We start from the raw sequence: 21,128 nt of genomic DNA on the forward strand, positions 1-21,128 counted from the left end.
CTGTGAATACGTCCGTGTACGCTCGGCTCCGCCATCCATGGCTCCGCACGGTTTCGGAAGGGCACCCCCACACGCTTGCCCAGACTCCGTGCAAAGCCGGCCTAACTGAGAAGTCCGGTGGTGTGGTCAGGTAGTCCTTTCCAAAACTGTGCGGAGCCATGGATGGCGGAGCCCAAGCGCCACATGGACGTGCCGCAAGGAGCGTGTTTTGGAAAGGACTACCTGACCACGCCGCTCCCCCGAACATAAAGAACCAGCAGGAGAAAACACAGCCATGACGGTAGAAACCAACAAAGAGACACTAGGATTCCAGACCGAAGTGAAGCAACTGCTTCACCTGATGATCCACTCTCTGTACTCGAACAAGGAAATCTTCCTTCGTGAGCTCATCTCAAACGCCTCAGACGCCGAAGACAAACTCCGCTTCGCCGCCCTGAAAGACGACAAACTCTACGAAGGCGATTCCGACCTCAAAATCCGCCTGGATTACGACAAAGACGCCGGCACCATCACCATTGCCGACAACGGCATCGGTATGACCCGTGACGATGTGATTGCTAACCTTGGCACCATCGCCCGCTCCGGCACGGCCGAGTTCCTCAAGCAGCTGTCGGGTGACGAAAAGAAAGACAGCAAGCTCATCGGCCAGTTTGGTGTCGGTTTCTACTCTGCGTTCATCGTGGCCGACAAGGTGGATGTGTTCACCCGTAAGGCCGGTGCACCGGTCGAAGAGGGTGTGCATTGGGAGTCCAAAGGCGATGGCGAGTTCACCATCGAGCCGGTGAGCCGTGAACAGCGCGGTACTGAAATCGTGCTGCACCTGAAAGCCGAAGACAAAGAGTTTGCGGATGGCTGGAAGCTGCGCAGCCTGGTGAAGAAGTACTCTGATCACATCTCCTTCCCGGTCGTGATGAAAGCCGAGTCCGAGGAAGAGGACAAGAAGGGCGAAGAAGAGACGGTCAACGATGCCACCGCCCTGTGGACGTTGCCCCGGACCGAGATCAAGGACGAAGAGTACAAGGAGTTCTACAAGCACATTGCCCACGACTTCGAGGACCCGCTCACCTGGTCCCACAACAAGGTGGAAGGCAAGCTGGACTACACCAGCCTGCTGTATATCCCGAAGCGTGCGCCGTTTGACCTGTATAACCGCGAAGCGCCCCGTGGCCTGAAGCTGTATGTTCAGCGTGTATTCATCATGGACGACGCCGAGCAGTTCCTGCCGTTGTACCTGCGTTTCGCCAAGGGTGTGATCGATTCCAACGACCTGTCCCTGAACGTATCGCGGGAAATCCTGCAGAACGACAGCACCGTGGAGAGCATCCGCACTGCCATGACCAAGCGGGTGCTGGACATGTTGTCGAAGCTGGCCAAGAAAGAGGGTGATGACTACCAGGGCTTCTGGGACGAGTTCGGCACCGTGCTGAAAGAAGGCCCGGCCGAAGACTTCAGCAACCGCGAGAAAATTGCCGGCTTGCTGCGGTTTGCCTCTACCCACACTGGTGAGTCGACCCAGAACGTCTCTCTGGACGAGTACATCGGCCGGATGAAAGACGGCCAGAAAAAGATCTACTACATCACCGGTGACAACTTCGCGGCCGCCAAGAGCAGCCCGCATCTGGAAGTATTCCGTAAGAAAGGCATCGAGGTACTCATCCTGACGGATCGTATCGATGAGTGGATGATGGGCTATCTGAACGAGTACGACGGCAAGCAGTTCCAGGATGTTGCCCGTGGTGACCTGGACTTGGGCGAGGTGGAAACCGAGGAAGACAAGAAGCACCAGGAAGAAGCCGCCAAGGAGCATAAGGATCTGCTGGAGCGCATCAAGACCGCTCTGGAAGATCAGGTGCAGGAAGTACGGGTAACCAACCGCCTGACCGATTCACCGGCGTGCCTGGTGGTTGGCCAGTTCGATATGGGCGCCCAGATGAAGAAGATCATGGAAGCTGCCGGCCAGAAAGTGCCGGAGAGCAAGCCGATCTTTGAAATCAACGTGGACCACCCGCTGGTGCAGCGCCTGGAAACCGAGCAGGGCGAGGAGCGCTTCAAGGAGCTGTCTGCGGTTCTGTTTGACCAGGCCACATTGGCCAGCGGTGAACAGCTGAAAGATCCCGGTGTCTATGTCAGCCGCCTGAACCGGTTGCTGCTGGAACTGGCGAACTGATAGCGATCGTTACTGTGGTTGAGAAAAAGGGGCGGGTGAGCAAATCACCGGCCCCTTTTTTGTTGGCAATGAGAAATGTTTTCGATAACTAAAATCTTTCGCCAGGTTATTTCTAATTAATTGTTACTAATCCTGGTTCCGGCGTATCTTGACCTCACATCCCGGAACTTTAGGGGCCGTTTTATAGTCACGCACTATGCTGGCGTTAGGAAAGATTCAAGCAGGCAAACGTGAGTGATCTATATTAAGTGTTGCCCTGATAAGAAAGACCGAATGTCTAAATGACGAAAACAGGAGAGTGCTATGTCTGAGAATAATTCTGGTGGTAAGTGCCCGGTGATGCACGGTGCCAACTCCACCGAAAACCGCGATGTCATGAATTGGTGGCCGGAAGCCCTCAACCTCGACATCCTGCACCAGCACGACCGCAAGACCAATCCCCTCGGTGAAGATTTCGACTACCGGGAAGAAGTCAAAAAACTCGATTTTGAAGCCGTCAAAAAAGACCTGCACGCCCTGATGACAGACAGCCAGGACTGGTGGCCGGCAGACTGGGGTCACTACGGTGGTCTGATGATTCGTATGTCGTGGCACGCCGCTGGTACCTACCGTATCCAGGACGGCCGTGGTGGCGGTGGTACGGGTAACCAGCGCTTTGCCCCGCTGAACTCCTGGCCCGATAACGTCAGCCTCGACAAGGCCCGCCGTTTGCTGTGGCCGATCAAGAAAAAGTACGGCAATAAACTGAGCTGGGCAGACCTGATTATCCTGGCCGGTACGGTGGCTTATGAGTCTATGGGCCTGCCGTCTTACGGCTTCTCCTTCGGCCGTGAGGACATCTGGCACCCGGAAAAAGACATCTACTGGGGCAACGAGAAAGAGTGGCTGGCACCGTCTGACGAGCGCTACGGCGACGTCGATAAGCCAGACACCATGGAAAACCCGCTTGCCGCGGTTCAGATGGGCCTGATCTACGTAAACCCGGAAGGTGTAAATGGCCAGCCGGATCCGATCAAGACCGGTGAACAGGTTCGCGTAACCTTTGCCCGTATGGCGATGGACGATGAAGAAACCGCAGCCCTGACAGCCGGTGGCCACACAGTTGGTAAGTGTCACGGTAACGGTGACGCAGGTGCCCTCGGCCCCGAGCCGGAAGCGGCGGATGTAGAAGAGCAGGGCTTTGGCTGGAGCAACCCGAACATGAAGGGTAAGGCCGCCAATGCCGTGACTTCCGGTATTGAAGGTGCCTGGACCACCCATCCGACCAAGTTTGATATGGGTTACTTTGACCTTCTGTTCGGCTACGAGTGGGAGCTCAAGAAGAGCCCGGCCGGTGCCTGGCAGTGGGAACCCATCAACATGAAGGAAGAGGACAAGCCGCTGGACGCCAGCGACCCGTCCAAGCGCCACAATCCGATCATGACCGATGCGGATATGGCCATGAAGATGGATCCGAAGTACCGCGCCATCTGCGAGAAGTTCATGGCAGATCCGGAATACTTCAAGGATTGCTTCGCCCGTGCCTGGTTCAAGCTGACTCACCGGGATCTGGGCCCGAAGAGCCGTTATATCGGCCCGGAAGCGCCGGCAGAAGACCTGATCTGGCAGGATCCGGTACCGGCAGGAAGCATCGACTACTGTGAAGAGGTGGTCAAAGAGAAGATTGCAGACAGCGGCCTGAGCATCAGCGAGATGGTCAGCACTGCCTGGGACAGCGCCCGTACTTTCCGTGGCTCTGACATGCGCGGCGGTGCCAACGGTGCCCGCATTCGCCTGGCCCCGCAGAAAGATTGGGAAGGCAACGAGCCGGCCCGTCTGAGCAAGGTACTCAAGGTGTACGAGCAGATCTCTGCCGAAACCGGTGCCAGCGTGGCCGATGTGATCGTACTGGCTGGTAGCGTGGGTATCGAAAAAGCAGCGAAAGCTGCCGGTTACGATGTTCGCGTACCCTTCCTGAAGGGCCGTGGCGACGCAACCGACGAGATGACCGATGCACCGTCTTTCGAGTACCTGGAGCCGGTAGCCGATGGCTTCCGGAACTGGCAGAAGAAAGACTACGTCGTGAAGCCGGAAGAGTTGCTGCTCGACCGCGCCCAGCTGATGGGGCTGACGGCACCGGAAATGACCGTTCTGATCGGCGGTATGCGGGTGCTCGGCACCAACCACGGTGGCACCAAGCACGGTGTGTTCACAGACCGTGAAGGCCAGCTCACGAACGACTTCTTCGTGAACCTGACCGACATGGCCTACAGCTGGAAGCCGGTGGGTAACGGAACCTACGAGATCCGTGACCGCAAGACCGACCAGGCCAAGTGGACCGCAAGCCGCGTAGACCTGGTGTTCGGCTCCAACTCCATCCTGCGTTCCTACGCAGAGGTGTACGCCCAGGACGATAACGGTGAGAAGTTCGTGAAGGACTTTATCGCTGCCTGGACCAAGGTCATGAACAACGACCGCTTCGACGTACAGGCATAATCTGCCGGTAACGTTGTAAAACCCGCCGGGCATCCTGTTTCGGGATGCCCGGCTACCTATTTCCCCCCGAATTCCTTACAATCCGCTCCGCCTGATTTTTGATCAGCCGCATTCTGATTCACTTCTCTCAGTTTCTGGAGCTTTCATGCGAATCATCCTTGCCCCGATGGAAGGGCTGGTCGACGCACCCATTCGTGAAACCCTGACCAAGGTCGGCGGGATTGACCGGTGCGTGACGGAATTTATTCGCGTGACCCACGGCATGTTGCCGCCCCGGATTTTCTACAAGTACGCTCCGGAGCTATACAACGGTGCGCTCACCGAGGTAGGTACGCCCGTGGCCGTCCAATTGCTGGGCTCCAACGCCGGCATGATGGGCCGTCACGGTGCCAAGGCTGCGCAGCTGGGAGCAGGGCAGGTGGACATCAACTTCGGCTGCCCGGCTAAGACGGTGAACAAACACAAGGGCGGCTGTGTACTGATGCGCGAGCCGGAGCTGATGTATGAAATCACCGCAGCCGTTCGTAAAGCCGTGCCTGCGGATATTCCGGTCACAGCCAAGATGCGACTGGGCTATGACGACCGTTCCATGGGCGTGGCCTGTGGCCAGGCACTGGAAGCGGCCGGTGCCTCCGAGATTGTTATTCACGCCCGCAGCAAGGTGGATGGTTACAAGCCGCCGGCTTACTGGGAAGAAATCGCCAAGGTACGCGAAGCGGTCAAAAGCCACGTCATCGCCAACGGCGAAATCTGGACCGTGGACGATTACTGGCGCTGCCGGAAAGTCTCCGGCTGTGACGATGTGATGATCGGCCGGGGCCTGATCGCCCGGCCGGACCTGGCGGCGCAGATCAAAGCTGCCCAGAACGGTGAAACACGGGAGCCCATGAGCTGGGCCGAGGCCGTGGTTCTGGTGCGGGAATACGCTGCCGCCCTGCAAACCCGCCTGGAAGACAAATACGTGACCGGCCGCATCAAGCAATGGCTCAACTACCTGCGCCAGGGTTTTGCTGAAGCCGAAGCCCTGTGGCCCCAGGCCCGTAAAATCCGGGAAGTGGCGCCGATGCTGGCTTGCCTGGATCAGCCGGTAGACCTCTCGCAACGCAGCACTAACGCCGCCTAGCCCTCGTTCTCCATCATGGGCGTGTAATCACCGGAACGGGCCAGGCCATTGAGTCTGGCCCGTTTTTTCATGGCCGCCTGTGATGCCCCGGCGTTCTCCAGTCTTCCGGCCCAGGCTTTCTGGGCGGGCTCCTGCAGCGCCCGGCCGTAGGAGAAGCTCAGCTCCCACGGGTGGTAGCCCAGGCTGTTCAGAGCGTTGAGGTTTTCGGTGGATTCTTCAGGTGTCTGGCCTCCGGAGAGAAAAAATATCCCGGGGACGGCCGCTGGCACCACTCGCCGGAAAACGCTGAGCGTCGCTTCGGCAACCTGTTCAGGTGTGGCTTTGCCGGATTCCTTGCCCGGTGTCACCATGCTGGGCTTCAGCACCATGCATTCCAGGTTCACCCGGTGCCGATGCAGGGCCTTGAACACTTCAAGCAACACATCCTCGCTCACCTCTGCAGCCCGCTCGATAGTGTGGTTGCCGTCAATCAGTACCTCCGGCTCAACAATCGGCACAATACCCATCGACTGACACACAGCGGCATAGCGGGCCAGCACCTCTGCGTTGGATTTGATGGCCTGGAACGAGGGCAGGGTATCCGAGATATGGAACACATCCCGCCACTTGGCAAATCGCGCACCCATGGATTTGTAATGTTCCAGCCTTGCAGCCAGGCCATCCAGCCCATAGGTAATCTCGTCCCCCGGGGCATTCACCAGCGGGCCTTTACCCTGATCAACCTTGATGCCGGGCACAATGCCCTGACTGGCAAGCAGCTTGGGGATAGCGACGTCATCCAGGCTCAGTTGTTCCAGGGTCTCTTCATACAGAATCACGCCACTGATGTGTTCGCCAAGGCCGGGCGTGGAGAAAATAATGCTGCGGTATTGGCGCCGTGTGGCTTCGGTGGACTCCACGCCCACTGCCTTGAAGCGCTTGGCGATGGTAGGCGTGCTCTCGTCGGCAGCCAGTATGCCTTTGCCGGGCTGCACCAGGTCGGCAATGGTGGTAATCAGTTCGTCCTGAATGGTCATGGTACCTCCGTGGAAGGATGTGGTGATCAAACGTGTTTTTCAGTGTAGCCGGTAATTTGCTCGGCGGTATTTGATCTGGGCTAAGGCAGGATAAGGCCCCAGCTTCTAGACTTGAGAAAGAACAAAACAACAGGGACAAGGCGCCATGAAAACCGTTGTGAGTATCAGCCAGGGCTCATCCGAGTACGACTACGAGCTTGAAACCCGGTTTCTGGGCCAGGACTTCCGGGTGATCAGGGTGGGGAGCGATGGCAACCTGGACCGTGCCGAGGCCGTTCTGGATTCGGTGCGTGAACAGGCAGATGCCATCGGCCTGAGCATGATCCACGACCATTACCAGGTAGGGCGGGAGCAGCTTCAACACCCGGATACCTCGCGTCTGGAAGCCTGTGTGCCGGACAAGCCCGTCACCACCGGGGCCGGCCTTCGGGGCATTCTCCAGGAATGGGCCGTACGCCATACCCAAACCGAACTGGGCCATTTTTTCGACAATGCCCGCGTTTTGTTCCTCAACGGCCAGGCCGGTTTCCGCATTGCCAAGGCGCTGTCGGAACATACAGACAACCTGCTGTTCGCTGATCCTTACCTGGATTTCGGCGTGCCACGTCTGCTGACTTCCCTGAGCCAGCTGGAAGCCTACACCAAGCTCACCGCACCGGTGATGTTCAGCCCCAATGCCGTCAAGGTCATCGAGCGACTGCACCGTACTCCGCTTTACCGGATGGGGGAGAAACTGATCAGCGGTTCCCTGCATGAATCGGTCAGGGACTGCCATGTGATTGTCGGGGCGATGGGGGATCTGGAGGCCTTCACGGAGAAAGAGCTGGATGGCAAAACCGTGATCACCTCCCGGGTGAGCGAATCTGCCCTGGACTGGTTCCGTTCCCGGAAAGTCGCCATGGTGGTGGACTACAGCCCCTGGCTGGAAGGTCGGCCAGTGGGGGTGAACGTTATGGAGGCGATGATCAGCGCAGCGCTGTCCCGAACTCCGGAGCAGTTGGGCGCAGATGACTTTCTCGATGTAATCGATCGGCTCGGGGTGGAACCGCGGATTCTGTACCCCAATGGCTACCGCCGTATAAACCGGTTCGCCTTTGTAATCCATCCTCTGTCCCAACAGTATCTGACCAAAACCCCGCCCCTGGACTGGGTCGCCAGCGTATCGCCGCCGGGAGTAATGAACCTGGTAGAAAAAGCCATCGCCTATACGCCGCCATTTGTGTATTCGAAGGTCTCCGGCATTCAGTCACCCACTGGCGATGAAGTGGAAGGCTGGCTGATTACTGTGGGCGGCACCCCGAAAGAAATCATGGCCCACGACCCGGAGTTTACCTACAGCCGCTTGCTGGCGGCGGCAAAGCTGGCCAGGAAGCTGGGTGCCCAGATTATGGGCCTGGGCGCGTTTACCAAGGTAGTCGGGGATGCCGGGATTACGGTGGCCAAGCGGGCACCGCTGCCGATTACTACCGGCAACAGCTACAGCGCATCTGGCGCCCTTTGGGCCGCCCATGACGCGGCGCAACGTATTGGCAGGGTGAGTATTGGCAAAAGCGGCAAGATGGCTGGCAAGGCCATGGTTGTGGGCGCTACCGGAGCCATTGGTTCCGTGTGTGCCCGGTTGCTGGCCAAGGCCGTGGATGAAATCTATATGGTGGCTCCGGAAGCGGCCAAGCTGCTGGCCCTGAAGGAAAGCATCGAACTGGAAACCCCGGGCGCTATCGTGCACGTGGCAGCCACCACCGATCGCGATCTTCCGGATATGGATATGGTGGTAACGGCCACCTCCGGGGCCGGCAAGCGCATCCTGGATATCATGAAGGTAAAGCCTGGCTGCGTGATTACCGACGTGGCCCGGCCGCTGGATATTCCTGCAGAAGATGTGGCCAGGCGGCCGGATGTGTTGGTCATCGAATCCGGTGAAATCCAGCTTCCCGGGCCGGTAAAGATGAAAGACATCGGCCTGCCCAAAGGCATCGCCTATGCCTGCCTGGCCGAAACCATCGTACTGGCGCTGGAAGCCCGGTTCGAGAACTTCACCCTGGGCCGTAATATCGAATGGGAGAAGGTGCGGGAAATCTACAAACTCGGCCTGAAGCACGGCATGCAGCTGGCGGCAGTGTCCGGGGTTAACGGTGTGTTCACCGAGGAGGACTTCGAACGGGTACGGGCGCTTGCTGCAGAGGCCACAGAGCCCGCCTGATCACGAAATTGGCCCGCAATCACCTGACGCTCCCGTAAAAGGGGGCGTAGTCTGTAGGAAAGTATTCGAGCCCACAGGTTCAGGAGAGTTTGCTATGAACGCGCCAGCGACACAAATCAAGAAGTCCGCAAGGGGCTACCGGAGTGCGACACCGCCGGGGCTGGTACCGGAAGTGCGCAGTCCGGATTTCGAGTTTCCGGAGGATCTCCCAAAATACTGGTGGGATAACGACCCGGTAAAAACCTTGTTGCTGGGGGCGTTGTCTGCCAGCTTCCCGCCCGGAGAAAAATTCTTCATTGATTCTGTCCGTCACTACCAGGACCAGATTACGGACCCGGAGCTGAAGAAGGCGATCCGGGCATTTATCGGCCAGGAGGCTCATCACTCGAAAGAGCACAAACTGATGAACGGCTTCCTGGAGGAGCGGGGCGTTGGTCTGGGCCGGCTCGAGCGTGAGGTGCAGTGGTTCATGAACAAGCTGCGCAGGAACTTCACTCCGGAGCGCCAGCTGGCCCACACCGTGGCGGTTGAGCACTTTACGGCCCTGATGGCAGAGGAGTTTTTGCTCAAGTTTGATGCGCTCGAGGAAATGGACCCGAGGATCGCGCCAGTCTGGGCCTGGCACGCTATTGAAGAGTCAGAGCACAAGGCGGTGGCCTTTGATGTTTATAAGAGTATCGGAGGCAGCGAGTTTATCCGGGTGACGGAAATGATGGTTGTGAGTGTGATCTTCCCGTTCTTCAGCACGCTGCACGTGATTCAGCTGATGAAGGAAGACGGCCAGCTGGGGAACCTGAAATCCTGGGCCGGGGCCTTTAATTATATGTGGGGCAAGCCGGGTGTGTTCCGCAAGTTGATACCGTCTTACCTGAAGTATTACAGCCCGAACTTCCACCCCTGGAACAACGACGCCCGGGATCTTGTGGAGAAGGCTAAGAAGCGCTGGCTGCCAGCGTCACTTCAAGGTTGAGCAGGGCCCGTTTACGCTCGATGCCCCAGCGGTAGCCTCCGAGGCTGCCGTCAGACCGGACAACCCGGTGGCAGGGTATTACCACCGCCAGTTTATTGGCTGCGCAGGCCGTAGCAACGGCGCGCGTGGCTTTCGGGCGGCCCAGCATCCGGGCAAGTTCGCTGTAACTGACGGTGGTGCCTGCCGGAATTCGCAGAAGGGCTTGCCAGACTTCTTTCTGGAAGACAGTGCCTTTTGGTGCCAGGGGCATGCCGAGGCTGCCAGTGGGGGTGTCGACAAACTGCCGCACGGGCTCAAGGATGTCGGCGTTGCCGGCGGTTGCGGGCTTGAGAGCCTGGCCGGGGAAATGGGCGTGAAGCAGGGCGACAAGTTCTTCGTCTGTGTCGCCCAGCTCGATGGCGCAGAGGCCTTCTTCAGACCAGCTGGCCAGCAGCTGGCCCTGTGAGCATGGGGTGATGCCATAGTGCATCACCGCATTATCCTTCCAGTACTTTGCGCATGTTATAGCGCAGGAACTGGGCTCCACGAACCGTGACCCGCTGCTCGTCGACCACTTCAAAGCCGTGCCGCTCAAAGAACGGCCGTGCGACCACGCTGGACTCGGTTTTCAGCTCTTTCACACCCATGCCGATCAGTTGCTTCTCCGCCTCATGGTAGAGGGTGGAGGCAATGCCCCGGCGGGCAAAGTTGGGCGCGGTGAACACCAGGTCAATGGCACCGTCCTTGTCGTAGGAAATGAACCCAGCCAGGTCGTCGCCTTCCTCGGCGACCAGGGTTTCCAGCGAGTCCAGCCGCTCGCGCCAGACATCCAGGTGAGGCGTGCGGGAGGCCCAGGCATAGCGCTGGGTTTCATCATAGGCCCCAGCGGTCAGCTCATGTACGGAATCCGTAAACAGCCGAACCACCGGGCTAAGATCCTGAATCTGGTACTTGCGAATCGTGATAGACGTGATTGTGTTCATGTCAGCTCAGTGTGCACCTGTGTTGGATAGCAGGATAAAACCGTTATTCCACTATACCCGCAGCATACCCCGTACAGCAGGAAAATCCAGCATTCATACCTACTCAAATTGCTTGACCCCATTCCCGGCACTCTTTAACATTCATTAAAAATGAATGTTAATAAACCTTGATAGAGGAACACCTGATGGCACTGTCATTTCTGAATATTTTCAAGAAAGAAGAGAAAGAAACTGAAACCGCAAAGGTTGAAGGGTTTGACCCGAAAGCCAACGCGGAAGAGAAGAAGGAAGAAACCAGCAAAGGTGGCCATGGCGGTGGCACCTGCTGTGGTTCCTGTTCCTGAGACGCCTGGCGTTTATCTGTAATTGCCTGTAAAAAAAGCCCGGTTGCTTGCGCAACCGGGCTTTTTTCAACTCGTCAGCTGATTACTTCAGCCGCACTTGCTGTCGCCGCAGGACAGGCAGGTAGCACAGCCGTCCATCACGATCACAGCCTTGGTGTTGCACTTGCCGCACATAGTGGCGTTGGCAGGGTAGTCGCTGCCAGTGTCGTCGTTGGTGGCCTTGTCCTGACTGGCCTCGAACTCCGCACGCTTCTCGGCGAGAATGCGCTTGGTGGTTTCGCTCAGCTCGTCGCTTTCCAGCAGGCCAATGGCTTTCAGGTGTTTCTCGATCACGGCGCCGATTTCGGCCACCAGTGACGGCATGAAGACGCCGCCCTTCTTGAAGTAACCACCGTTCGGGTCATACACGCTGCGCAGCTCTTCCACCAGGAAGGTGACGTCGCCACCTTTGCGGAATACCGCCGAGATAACGCGGGTGAGGGCGATAACCCACTGGAAATGTTCCATCGACTTGGAGTTGATGAACACTTCATAGGGCTGGCGGCTCTCGTGGTCAGTGCCTTCGTTGAGCAGGATGTCATTGATGGTGATGTACATCGCGTGCTCGGCCACGGGCGGCTTGATCTTGTAGGTGGTGCCCAACAGGAAATCCGGCCGCTCGATGTACTCATTCATCTCCACCGGCTTGGTTTCAGCCTGTACCGGTGCCTGGTGTTCGTTCGGGGTTTCCGCATCGGCTTTCTTGACCCGGTAGCCGACGATTTTGTTGCTGATTTTGACTGTCATTTTGCTGTTCCTGTCTGTCGGTTTCCGGACTCAGTATTTTCCGTAGGTGCCTTCTTTGAGGGCGTCGAAAAGGTTGGCGGCGGTATGGACTTCGCCGTCGTACTCTACCTGTTCGTTGCCCTTCAGGGTGACTTTGCTGCCATCGTCCAGGGTGAACTCATACAGGGTATTCTCAAGGTCTTTCTCTTTAACCAGCACGCCCTGGAACGCCTCCGGGTTGAAGCGGAAAGTGGTGCAACCCTTCAGGCCCATGTCGTAGGCGTACAGGTAGATGCCCTTGAAGTCCTGGTACTTGAAGTCCTGCGGTACGTTGGCGGTCTTGGAAATGGAGGAATCAACCCACTTCTGGGCGGCCGCCTGAATGTCTACGTGCTGCTTTGGTGATACATCATCGGATGTGGTGAAGTAGCCGGGCAGCTTCTTGTCGTCGTCATCGGAGAACGGCATGGCGCCCGGGTTGACCAGGTGGCGGTAGGCCAGCAGTTCGAAGCTGAACACGTCCACTTTTTCCTTGGTTTTCCGGCCTTCACGGATGATGTTCCGGGCATAGTGGTGCGAGAAGCTCGGCTCAATACCGTTACTGGCGTTGTTGGCCAGGGACAGGCTGATGGTGCCGGTCGGAGCAATGGAGGTGTGGTGGGTAAAACGGCCACCTTTCTCGGCCAGTTGCTTGACCAGCTCCGGCTCTACGTGGCCGATCTGCTGCATGTAGCGGCTGTACTTCGCGTGCAGCAGCTTGCCCTTGAGGATGTCGCCCACCTTATAGCCGTCTTTGGCCAGCTCGGGGCACTTGCTCATCATCTTCGGGGTCACTTCGAACTCGTCTTCCATGATCGGGGCCGGGCCTTTCTCTTCGGCCAGGGCCAGGGACTGGCGCCAGCCTTCAACGGCCATCTCCCGAACCACTTCTTCGGTGAACTCCACGGATTCATCTGAACCGTAAGGCATGCGCAGCATCGCCAGGGTAGAGCCGAGGCCCAGAATGCCCATGCCATGACGACGCTTGTAGGTAATCTCGTGGCGCTGTTCGGCCAGCGGCAGGCCGTTGATTTCCACTACGTTATCGAGCATACGGGTGAAGGTGCCAACGACCTTGCGGTATTTCTCGTAGTTGAAGCTGGCCTTGTCGGTGAACGGGTAATCCACGAACTTGGTCAGGTTGACCGAACCCAGCAGGCAGCTGCCATAAGGGGGCAGGGGCTGCTCGCCACAGGGGTTGGTGGCACGGATGTCTTCACAGAACCAGTTGTTGTTCATCTGGTTGACCTTGTCAATCAGGATGAAGCCCGGCTCGGCGTAGTCGTAGGTGCTGGTCATGATGGTGTCCCAGATGAACTGGGCTTTCACCGTCTTGTAGATGCGGCAGGCGACCTTGCCTTCATCGTTAATAACGTAGCTGTCCTGAACCGGGAAGTCGCGGTACAGGAACTTGCTGGTGTCGGTCAGGTCCAGGCCCTCTTCTTCCACTTCCTTTTTGGTGACCGGGAAGGAAAGGTGCCAGTCGTCGCCGTTACGCACGGCTTCGATGAAATCTTCGGTGATCAGCAGAGACAGGTTGAACTGGCGCAGGCGGCCATCTTCACGCTTGGCCTGGATGAACTCGATGACGTCCGGGTGGTGAACATCAAAGGTGGCCATCTGTGCACCGCGGCGGCCACCGGCAGACGACACGGTGAAGCACATGCGGTCGAAGATATCCATGAATGACAGCGGGCCGGAAGTAGTGGCGCCGGCGCCGGCCACATAGGCACCACGGGGGCGCAGGGTGGAGAATTCATAGCCGATGCCGCAGCCGGCCTTGAGGGTAAGGCCTGCTTCGTGGTTTTTCTCCAGAATGTCATTCATGGAGTCGTGGATGCTGCCGGACACGGTGCAGTTGATGGTCGAGGTCGCCGGCTTGTGAGCCTCGGCTCCGGCATTGGAGGTGATACGGCCCGCCGGAATGGCGCCGTTCTGCAGGGCCCACAGGAATTCTTTCATGTACTTGTCGCGTACATTCTTTTTCTCGACTTCGGCAAGGGCGCGGGCAACCCGTTCGTAGGTTGCGTTGATGTCCTTGTCGACCGGCTCGCCAGTCTTGGTTTTCAGCTGGTACTTGCTGCTCCAGATGTCGAGCGAAGCTTCCTGCATCGGAATCGTTGTGATTACTGCCTGTGCCTTAGCGTTCATTGCCACCCTCGGTTTCCAGTCTGTCTTTGGCTTTAACCCTATATATGGGCTTATTTTGAATGGAGTATAACAGGATATAGTGTTCTGTGAATAAGGTACGAACTATTGCCGGAGCGATGCCCCGCAAAGAAATTCAATGGAAAAAGGCTTGAAACTCCGCAACCCCGCATGAAACCTGCGTTTGCGGAGATCACTAGATGTAGTGGTTAAAAGGTGATCCTTGCCACAATTAACAAAACAAAAAAAGCGGGGCCAGGCCCCGCTTTTCAGGTCAGGCTCTGGTTTGAATCAGCCGAGTAACAGGCTGTCGTCGTCTACCTGAAGCCCACGCTGTTTCTCGAACAGTCCCAGAAGGTCTTTCACCTCCAGGCCTTCCCGATCCTTACCGGCGATGTCGAACACCACCTGGCCCTGATGCAGCATCACAGTGCGACTGCCGACTTCCAGTGCCTGTTTCATGCTGTGGGTGACCATCAGTGCGGTCAGCTTCTGCTCTTCGATGATCTGCTCGGTGAGATCCAGCACAAAGGCTGCGGTTTTGGGGTCCAGCGCCGCAGTGTGTTCGTCCAGCAGCAGGATGCTGGACGGGGTCAGGCTTGCCATCAGCAGGCTGACAGCCTGGCGCTGGCCGCCGGAAAGCAGGCCCATCTTGTCACCAAGGCGGCTTTCCAGGCCCAGATTCAGGGAAGACAGGCTCTCCCGGAACTGACCCAGATACTGTCTTTTCACCGCAGAAGTGAGGCCACGGCGCTGGCCGCGCTTGATGGCCAGCGCCAGGTTTTCTTCGATGGACAGGTTTTCACAGGTGCCCGCCAGGGGATCCTGGAAAACCCGGGCCACCCGCGCGGCGCGCTTGTAGGTTGGCAGCCGGGTTACGTCCTGGTTGTCCACGATAATCTGGCCGCTGTCGACCATCACTTCGCCGGCCAGGGCGTTCAGGAAGGTGGACTTGCCGGCACCGTTACTGCCGATAACCGTGACAAATTCACCCTGGTTTACAGTCAGGCTCATGCCCCGCAAGGCCGGGTTCTCCAGGGGAGTGCCCTTGCCAAAGGTGAGCCTCAGATCGGTTGCGCTGATCATAGTGCCTCCTCAGGCTTTCTTGCGGGTGAAGCGGTTGGCGATATTGGTGCGCACGCCCGGCAGAACAATGGCCAGGGTTACCAGCACTGCGGTGATCAGGTTCAGGTCCTGAGCCTGCAATCCCAGAATGTCGGCATTCAGGGCAAAGGCGATCGCGAGGCGGTAGATGATGGCACCAATCACGCAGGCCAGCAGGGCCCGGATAACCGTAGACGGTGTGATAACCGCTTCGCCGCCAATCAGCGAGGCCAGGCCGATAACGATCACACCAACGCCCATGGTCACGTCTGCCGCGCCCTGGCTCTGGGCGAACAGGGCGCCGGCCAGGCCAACCAGGCCGTTAGAGAGGGCAACGCCGAGAATGATCATGCCGCCAGTCGCGATGCCCTGGGCGCGTGCCATCCGGGCGTTGGCGCCGGTGGCGCGCATGGCCAGGCCGGTTTCGGATTTCATGAAACGCCAGAGCAGGATCAGTGACACAAAAACCACGATCACGAACAGCAGTACCGGAACCTGGTGGTAATCCAGCCCCAGATCGTACCAGGGGGTCAGCACGGTTTCTTCGGTAAGCAGCGCAATATTGGGCCGCCCCATGATGCGCAGGTTCACCGAATAAAGCGCAATCATGGTCAGGATGGAGGCCAGCAGGTTAAGAATGTTCAGTTTAACGTTCAGGATGGCAGTCACCGCACCGGCGGCCATGCCTGCCAGGACGGCACAGCCTGTGGCCAGCCAGGGGTTCCAGCCTTCCAGCAGCAGTACGGCCGCTACAGCAGCGCCAAGGGGAAAGCTGCCGTCTACCGTCAGGTCGGGAAAGTCCAGAACGCGGAAAGAGAGATAGATACCAAAAGCAACCAGGCCATAAATGAGGCCGGTTTCGAGTGCGCCGTAAAAAGCAATTTCGCTGAGCATGGGTATGGATTCACCGTGAAAGAAAACGGGCGGGCCCTTTTGGGGTCCGCCCGTGTTGGTCAGGCGTTACTTGTCGTTCTTGACGACTTTTACTGCTTCCTGGATGAGGTCTTCAGACAGGGTAATGCCCATGCGCTCACCAGCTTCAGGATTCACATACAGGTCCAGCTCTTCCATGATTTCCACCGGCATGTCTGCGGTGCTGGCACCTTCAAGTACGCGGGCTACCATGGCGCCGGTCTGGCGGCCGTGGTTGTAGTAGTTGAAGCCCAGGGCTGCAACCGCGCCACGCTCTACGGTAGCGGTATCAGCGGCAAAGACCGGGATCTTGGCGCGCTCGCCTACGGAAATAACCGCTTCAGCTGCACTGATAACGGTGTTGTCGGTGGTCAGGTAGATGGCATCGGCCTTGCCAACCAGGGAGCGGGCAGCGCCCAGTACTTCGGAAGTCTTGGTGGCAGCGCCTTTAACAAGCTCCAGTCCACGGGCACTCAGGCGCTCTTCCAGCAGTTCGACCAGGGCAGCAGCGTTGGCTTCACCAGGGTTGTATACGGTACCGATACGCTTGGCATCCGGCATTACACGCTGGAGCATATCCAGGTGCTTTTCGATCGGCAGCATGTCGCTTACGCCGGTGATGTTAGCGCCAGGTGCTTCCCAGCTCTTAACCAGCTTGGCGGCAACCGGGTCGGTTACGGCGGAGAAGACAACGGGAATTTCCCGGGCGGCTGCGGCAACTGTCTGGGCTGACGGTGTGGCAATGGCCACGATGACGTCCGGGCTTTCACCCACAAACTTGCGTGCGATCTGGGACGCGATAGCCGAGTTGCCCTGGGCACTTTCGTGCATGAGACGCAGGTTTTCACCTTCACGGTAACCACGTTCGGCCAGCTCGTCGACCACGCCCTGATGGGCGGCATCCAGTGCCGGGTGTTCAACAATCTGGGTGATGGCAACTACACGAGTGTCTTCTGCCTGAACCAGGCTTGCAGCGGCGAGCAGCGACGCGCCGATCAGGGTACGCAGAGTTTTCTTGGCCATATGCCGATCTCCGGGTCTGTTGCAGGTTTCCCCTTGGAACGGGGTGGAAAATTTTCAAAGTTCGCAAGTTTACCACAGGGTTGCGGGGTTCGGGGTAGCGATTGCGATGAACTTTATCGGTTGTTTTTCCTCAATGTATTGAACTGCAGATAATTTTGCATTCATCACGTTTTGACGAGTGAAGGTGTGTTCAAATAGGCTACTAAAGTCGTAATGGCTATTCGGGCCACGGATAACACTAAAAACGCAACTCTGAAAACTATAAAGACAAAGCAGGAAGGTCCATGGACACAGCAAAGAAACTTCCCCTGGAAATGGTTTACCACAGGGAGGCCACAATGGCGGACTCCCTTTATATGACCCAGCCCATCGGCGATGGCAAGGTGGTGCAATACACCTGGGGCCGGGCGGTAGACGAAGCTCGCCGGATGGCATCGTACCTGAAGTCTCTTAACCTGCCGGAAAAAAGCCGTATCGGCCTGATTTCCAAGAACTGTGCCCAATGGGTCATGACCGACTGGGCAATCTGGATGGCCGGCCATATTTCCGTGCCACTGTATCCCACCCTGAATGCCGATACCGTCAACTACATCCTCGACCATGCCGGGTGTGAAGTCCTGTTTGTGGGCAAGCTGGACGACTGGGACATGATGAAACCCGGCGTGCCGGATTCCGTGCGCTGCATTTCCTACCCCCTCAGCCCGCCCAATGATTTCGAAACCTGGGACGATATCGTTGCCAAGTATCCGCCGCTGGAAGGCAAGACCGAGCGCGAGGCCGAAGAGTTGGCCACCATTGTTTACACCTCCGGCAGTACCGGCCGGCCGAAAGGCGTGATGCTGAGTTTCAATAACATGGCCTTTGCTGCCGCCGGTGGCATCGAAACCTTGGGCGTGGGCCCGGGTGAGCGGATGTTGTCTTACCTGCCGCTTGCCCACGTGTTCGAGCGGACCTTTGTGGAGCTTGGCTCACTGTACGCAGGGTTCGAGCTGTATTTTGCCGAGTCACTGGATACCTTTGTCCAGGACCTGCAGCGTGCACAGCCGACCCTGTTCCTGTCTGTACCCCGCCTGTGGGTGAAGTTCCAGCACGGCGTGCTGCAGAAGGTGCCGAAGCAGAAGCTCGAGCGTTTGCTGAAGATCCCCGTGGTCAGCAAGCTGATCAAGAAAAAAGTGCTCAAGGGGCTGGGACTCGACAAGGTCAAGCTGGCAGGCTCCGGTTCGGCGCCGCTGTCCAACGATGTGCTCGACTGGTACCGCAACCTCGGGCTGGAACTGCTGGAAGGCTACGGCATGTCCGAGAACTTTGCCTACTCCCACATGAACAAGCCCGGCCGTACCCGGACCGGTTATGTTGGCGAGGCGCTGCCCGGCGTTGAAGTTAGAATCAGCGAGCAGGGCGAGGTGCTGGTGAAGAGCCCGGCCACCATGATGGGCTATTACAAGGACGAGGAGAAAACCCGGGAAACCTTCACCGAGGACGGCTTCCTGAAAACCGGTGACAAGGGCGAAATCGACGAAATGGGTCGTCTCAAGCTGACCGGCCGCATCAAGGAGATCTTCAAAACCAGCAAAGGCAAGTACATTGCCCCGGCACCGATCGAGAACCGCCTGATGGCTCACGATGCCATTGAGATGGTGTGCGTTTCTGGTGCCAACCAGACCCAGCCCCATGCGCTGGTGCTGCTGGGCGAGGAAATCCGTCCTCAGATGGCCGACGCCGGTTTCCGGAAGGAGATCGAGGAAAGCTTCAAGAAGCTGATTGCCGACGTGAACAAGACGGTGGATCCCCACGAGCAGCTGGCGTTCATCACGGTTGTCAGTGATGAATGGTCCATCGAGAACAGCTTCCTGACACCTACACTGAAGCTCAAGCGTAACGTGGTGGAGGATGCCTACCAGGCGAAGGTGGATAACTGGTATGCCCAGAAGCAGCCGGTAATCTGGCAGTAACGGCTGCAGGATTGATGGTGAACGACAAAGGCCCGGCAAATTGCCGGGCCTTTGTTTTTTGCGCCAGTTGAAAACCGGCCCTAAGCCATGGAGCGGGAATTGGAGATGGAGCGGTTCATCAGAATAATCGGGATGATACCGGCCAGTACAATGATCAGCGCCGGCAGTGCGCTATGGTAAAGCTGCTCGTCAGACGCAAACTGATACACGTAAGTGGCCAGGGTTTCATAGTTGAAAGGCCTCAGTATCAGCGTTGCCGGCAGCTCCTTCATGCAGTCCACGAAGACCACCAGTGCCGCCGTAATCAGTGTACCCCTGAGCATCGGCAGGTGGACTTTCACAAGGGTTTTGCCAGGGCTGTGGCCCAGTGAGCGGGACGCCATATCCATGCTTGGGGTTACTTTCTGCAGGGCGCTTTCCACGCTGCCGGCTGATACTGCCAGAAAGCGGACGGTGTAGGCGAAGATCAGGGCAAAGGCACTGCCGCTGAGCAGCAGGCCGGTACTGACTCCCAGGTAATCCCGCATCAGGGAATCCAGCCAGTTATCAAACCCGGCCAGGGGGACGATCACACCGACTGCCAATACGGCACCGGGCATGGCATACCCCAATGAGGACAGGCGCATCAGCACCTGCATGCTACGGGTGTTGTGCAGCCGGCGGCTGTAGGCCAGGGTTACCCCGATTACCAGCGTGGTCAGGGCGGCCGAGCCGGACAGGAACAGGCTGTTCATGGTGTTGCGCAGGAAGTCGGGGTTCCAGCTTACATCGAAATATTCCCAGGCGTAGTAGCCGAGCGTTGCACCGGGAATGACAAAGCCCAGCACCAGTGGCACGGCACATACCACCACGCAAATCATCTGGCGCGGGAAAGACATGGTGAACCGGTGCAGCGGCTCACGGTTGTCCCGGGCGGCAAACTGTTGCTGCCGGCGGCGGGAATAGCGTTCCAGCGTCACCAGCAGTACCACGAACATCAGCATGGTGGTGGCAATCTGCGCGGCTCCCCCCAGATTGCCCAGGTTCATCCAGGTATCGAACAGGCCTGCGGTGAGCGTTTGTACCGCAAAGAAGTCCACGGTGCCGAAGTCGTTCAGGGTTTCCATCAACACCAGCGACAAGCCTACGGCGATGGCCGGGCGCGCAATGGGCAACACTACCTTGAAGAAGGTGCTCAGGGCAGAATGGCCAAGGCTGCGGCTGACCGCAAACAGCGATGGGGACTGTTCAAGAAACGCTGCGCGGCCCAGCAGGTACACGTAGGGGTACAGCACCAGCCCGATCATGATGGTCGCGCCGCCCAGGCTGCGTATTTCCGGAAACCAGTAGTCGGCGGCGCTTTGCCAGCCAAACCAGTCCCGCAGGGCAATCTGAACCGGGCCCGCGTAATCCAGCAGGCTGGTATACACATAGGCGATCACGTAGGCGGGCACCGCAAAGGGCAGCATCAGCGCCCATTCGAAAAACTTGCGGCCGGGAAATTCGCACATGGTGACGGCCCAGGCCGTTGCCAGCCCGATGGCCAGTGTGATTACGCCCACACCGATCATCAGTTTGATGGTGGTCACCAGGTAGCGGGGCAGGGTGGTTTCCAGGAGGTGCGGCCAGATGTTCTCTTCCGGGAACAGGGCCAGGACAATCACCGACAGAACGGGTAAGGCTACGATGGCGGTGGTGACCAGTGCGCTGATCATCCATCGTTTGGAGGTTCGTTTGGCCAGCAATGGTTGCGAAAGACCCGGGTTGGCGCTGGTAACGACCTCTGTCATGAGTGATCCGTTCTGATAGTGGTGATGAGAAGTGTTCCGATTTTAGATACTGAGCATGCTCCCTGCAATGATGCGGGTCATTTCCTTTTGTCCTGCTAAAAGAAAAGGTGCCCCGGAACCCTCCGGAGCACCTTTCGAGTCAGCTATAAAAGCTATCGA

General features: G+C 57.9%; 16 protein-coding genes. 7 read left to right on the forward strand and 9 right to left on the reverse strand.

From position 1 onward, the window contains the following. Positions 1-274 precede the first annotated feature (274 nt). The 3 genes from htpG to AQ621_RS04785 all read left to right on the forward strand — a co-directional run bounded on the left by htpG (position 275) and on the right by AQ621_RS04785 (position 5,765). Positions 275-2,167, forward strand: coding sequence for a molecular chaperone HtpG (gene htpG, locus AQ621_RS04775; RefSeq protein WP_058340505.1), 1,893 nt, complete (start codon positions 275-277; stop codon positions 2,165-2,167). Positions 2,168-2,470: 303 nt separating this feature from the next. Next, on the forward strand, positions 2,471-4,642 hold the full coding sequence (katG, locus tag AQ621_RS04780; protein ID WP_058340506.1) for a catalase/peroxidase HPI: 2,172 nt from the start codon (positions 2,471-2,473) through the stop codon (positions 4,640-4,642). A 145-nt stretch (positions 4,643-4,787) separates the two neighbouring features. Next, on the forward strand, positions 4,788-5,765 hold the full coding sequence (locus tag AQ621_RS04785) for a tRNA dihydrouridine synthase (RefSeq protein ID WP_058340507.1): 978 nt from the start codon (positions 4,788-4,790) through the stop codon (positions 5,763-5,765). Here the strand turns inward: AQ621_RS04785 and AQ621_RS04790 are convergent. Beyond that, positions 5,762-6,781, reverse strand: a complete 1,020-nt coding sequence (locus AQ621_RS04790; RefSeq protein WP_058340508.1) for a class I fructose-bisphosphate aldolase — start codon at positions 6,779-6,781, stop codon at positions 5,762-5,764. The two genes, AQ621_RS04785 and AQ621_RS04790, sit on opposite strands and share 4 nt — an antisense overlap. Before the next feature lie 145 nt (positions 6,782-6,926). On the opposite strand from AQ621_RS04790, the gene AQ621_RS04795 reads away from it, so the two are divergent. Together AQ621_RS04795 and AQ621_RS04800 are read left to right on the forward strand one after the other, a co-directional pair. Then, positions 6,927-8,981: a dehydrogenase gene (locus tag AQ621_RS04795; RefSeq protein ID WP_058340509.1), complete on the forward strand. Its 2,055-nt coding sequence runs from the start codon at positions 6,927-6,929 to the stop codon at positions 8,979-8,981. A gap of 94 nt (positions 8,982-9,075) precedes the next feature. Continuing rightward, positions 9,076-9,951, forward strand: a complete 876-nt coding sequence (locus AQ621_RS04800) for a metal-dependent hydrolase (RefSeq protein WP_082640898.1) — start codon at positions 9,076-9,078, stop codon at positions 9,949-9,951. Here AQ621_RS04800 and AQ621_RS04805 read toward each other — a convergent pair. Then, entirely contained in the window at positions 9,914-10,420 is a 507-nt protein-coding gene (locus AQ621_RS04805; RefSeq protein ID WP_058340510.1) for a methylated-DNA--[protein]-cysteine S-methyltransferase, read from the reverse strand. The two genes, AQ621_RS04800 and AQ621_RS04805, sit on opposite strands and share 38 nt — an antisense overlap. Positions 10,421-10,427: 7 nt before the next feature. After that, positions 10,428-10,913, reverse strand: coding sequence for a GNAT family N-acetyltransferase (locus AQ621_RS04810; protein ID WP_058340511.1), 486 nt, complete (start codon positions 10,911-10,913; stop codon positions 10,428-10,430). Positions 10,914-11,098: 185 nt separating this feature from the next. On the opposite strand from AQ621_RS04810, the gene AQ621_RS17240 reads away from it, so the two are divergent. Then, on the forward strand, positions 11,099-11,257 hold the full coding sequence (locus tag AQ621_RS17240; protein ID WP_082640900.1) for a CCGSCS motif protein: 159 nt from the start codon (positions 11,099-11,101) through the stop codon (positions 11,255-11,257). Positions 11,258-11,344: 87 nt separating this feature from the next. Here the strand turns inward: AQ621_RS17240 and AQ621_RS04815 are convergent, their stop codons facing one another. The 5 genes from AQ621_RS04815 to AQ621_RS04835 form a co-directional block, all read right to left on the reverse strand. Next, the gene (locus AQ621_RS04815) at positions 11,345-12,043 is read right to left on the reverse strand and encodes a TSCPD domain-containing protein (protein WP_022989178.1); all 699 of its coding nucleotides are present in this window, start codon (positions 12,041-12,043) and stop codon (positions 11,345-11,347) included. 30 nt (positions 12,044-12,073) lie between these two features. Beyond that, on the reverse strand, positions 12,074-14,212 hold the full coding sequence (locus AQ621_RS04820) for an adenosylcobalamin-dependent ribonucleoside-diphosphate reductase (protein WP_058340512.1): 2,139 nt from the start codon (positions 14,210-14,212) through the stop codon (positions 12,074-12,076). Positions 14,213-14,500: 288 nt separating this feature from the next. Continuing rightward, complete coding sequence (locus tag AQ621_RS04825) at positions 14,501-15,295, reverse strand: ABC transporter ATP-binding protein (protein WP_058340513.1); 795 nt, start codon at positions 15,293-15,295, stop codon at positions 14,501-14,503. A gap of 9 nt (positions 15,296-15,304) precedes the next feature. Next, positions 15,305-16,207: an ABC transporter permease gene (locus tag AQ621_RS04830; protein WP_058340514.1), complete on the reverse strand. Its 903-nt coding sequence runs from the start codon at positions 16,205-16,207 to the stop codon at positions 15,305-15,307. Between the two features lie 66 nt (positions 16,208-16,273). Continuing rightward, the gene (locus tag AQ621_RS04835) at positions 16,274-17,248 is read right to left on the reverse strand and encodes an ABC transporter substrate-binding protein (protein ID WP_022989182.1); all 975 of its coding nucleotides are present in this window, start codon (positions 17,246-17,248) and stop codon (positions 16,274-16,276) included. 284 nt (positions 17,249-17,532) lie between these two features. On the opposite strand from AQ621_RS04835, the gene AQ621_RS04840 reads away from it, so the two are divergent. Next, entirely contained in the window at positions 17,533-19,200 is a 1,668-nt protein-coding gene (locus AQ621_RS04840; protein WP_058340515.1) for an AMP-binding protein, read from the forward strand. A gap of 80 nt (positions 19,201-19,280) precedes the next feature. On the opposite strand, the gene AQ621_RS04845 is transcribed toward AQ621_RS04840, so the two are convergent. Next, positions 19,281-20,969, reverse strand: a complete 1,689-nt coding sequence (locus AQ621_RS04845; RefSeq protein WP_058340516.1) for an ABC transporter permease — start codon at positions 20,967-20,969, stop codon at positions 19,281-19,283. Between the last annotated feature and the right edge of the window lie 159 nt (positions 20,970-21,128).

The organism is Marinobacter sp. P4B1 (assembly GCF_001447135.1).
In the GTDB taxonomy this organism is placed as follows: domain Bacteria; phylum Pseudomonadota; class Gammaproteobacteria; order Pseudomonadales; family Oleiphilaceae; genus Marinobacter; species Marinobacter vinifirmus.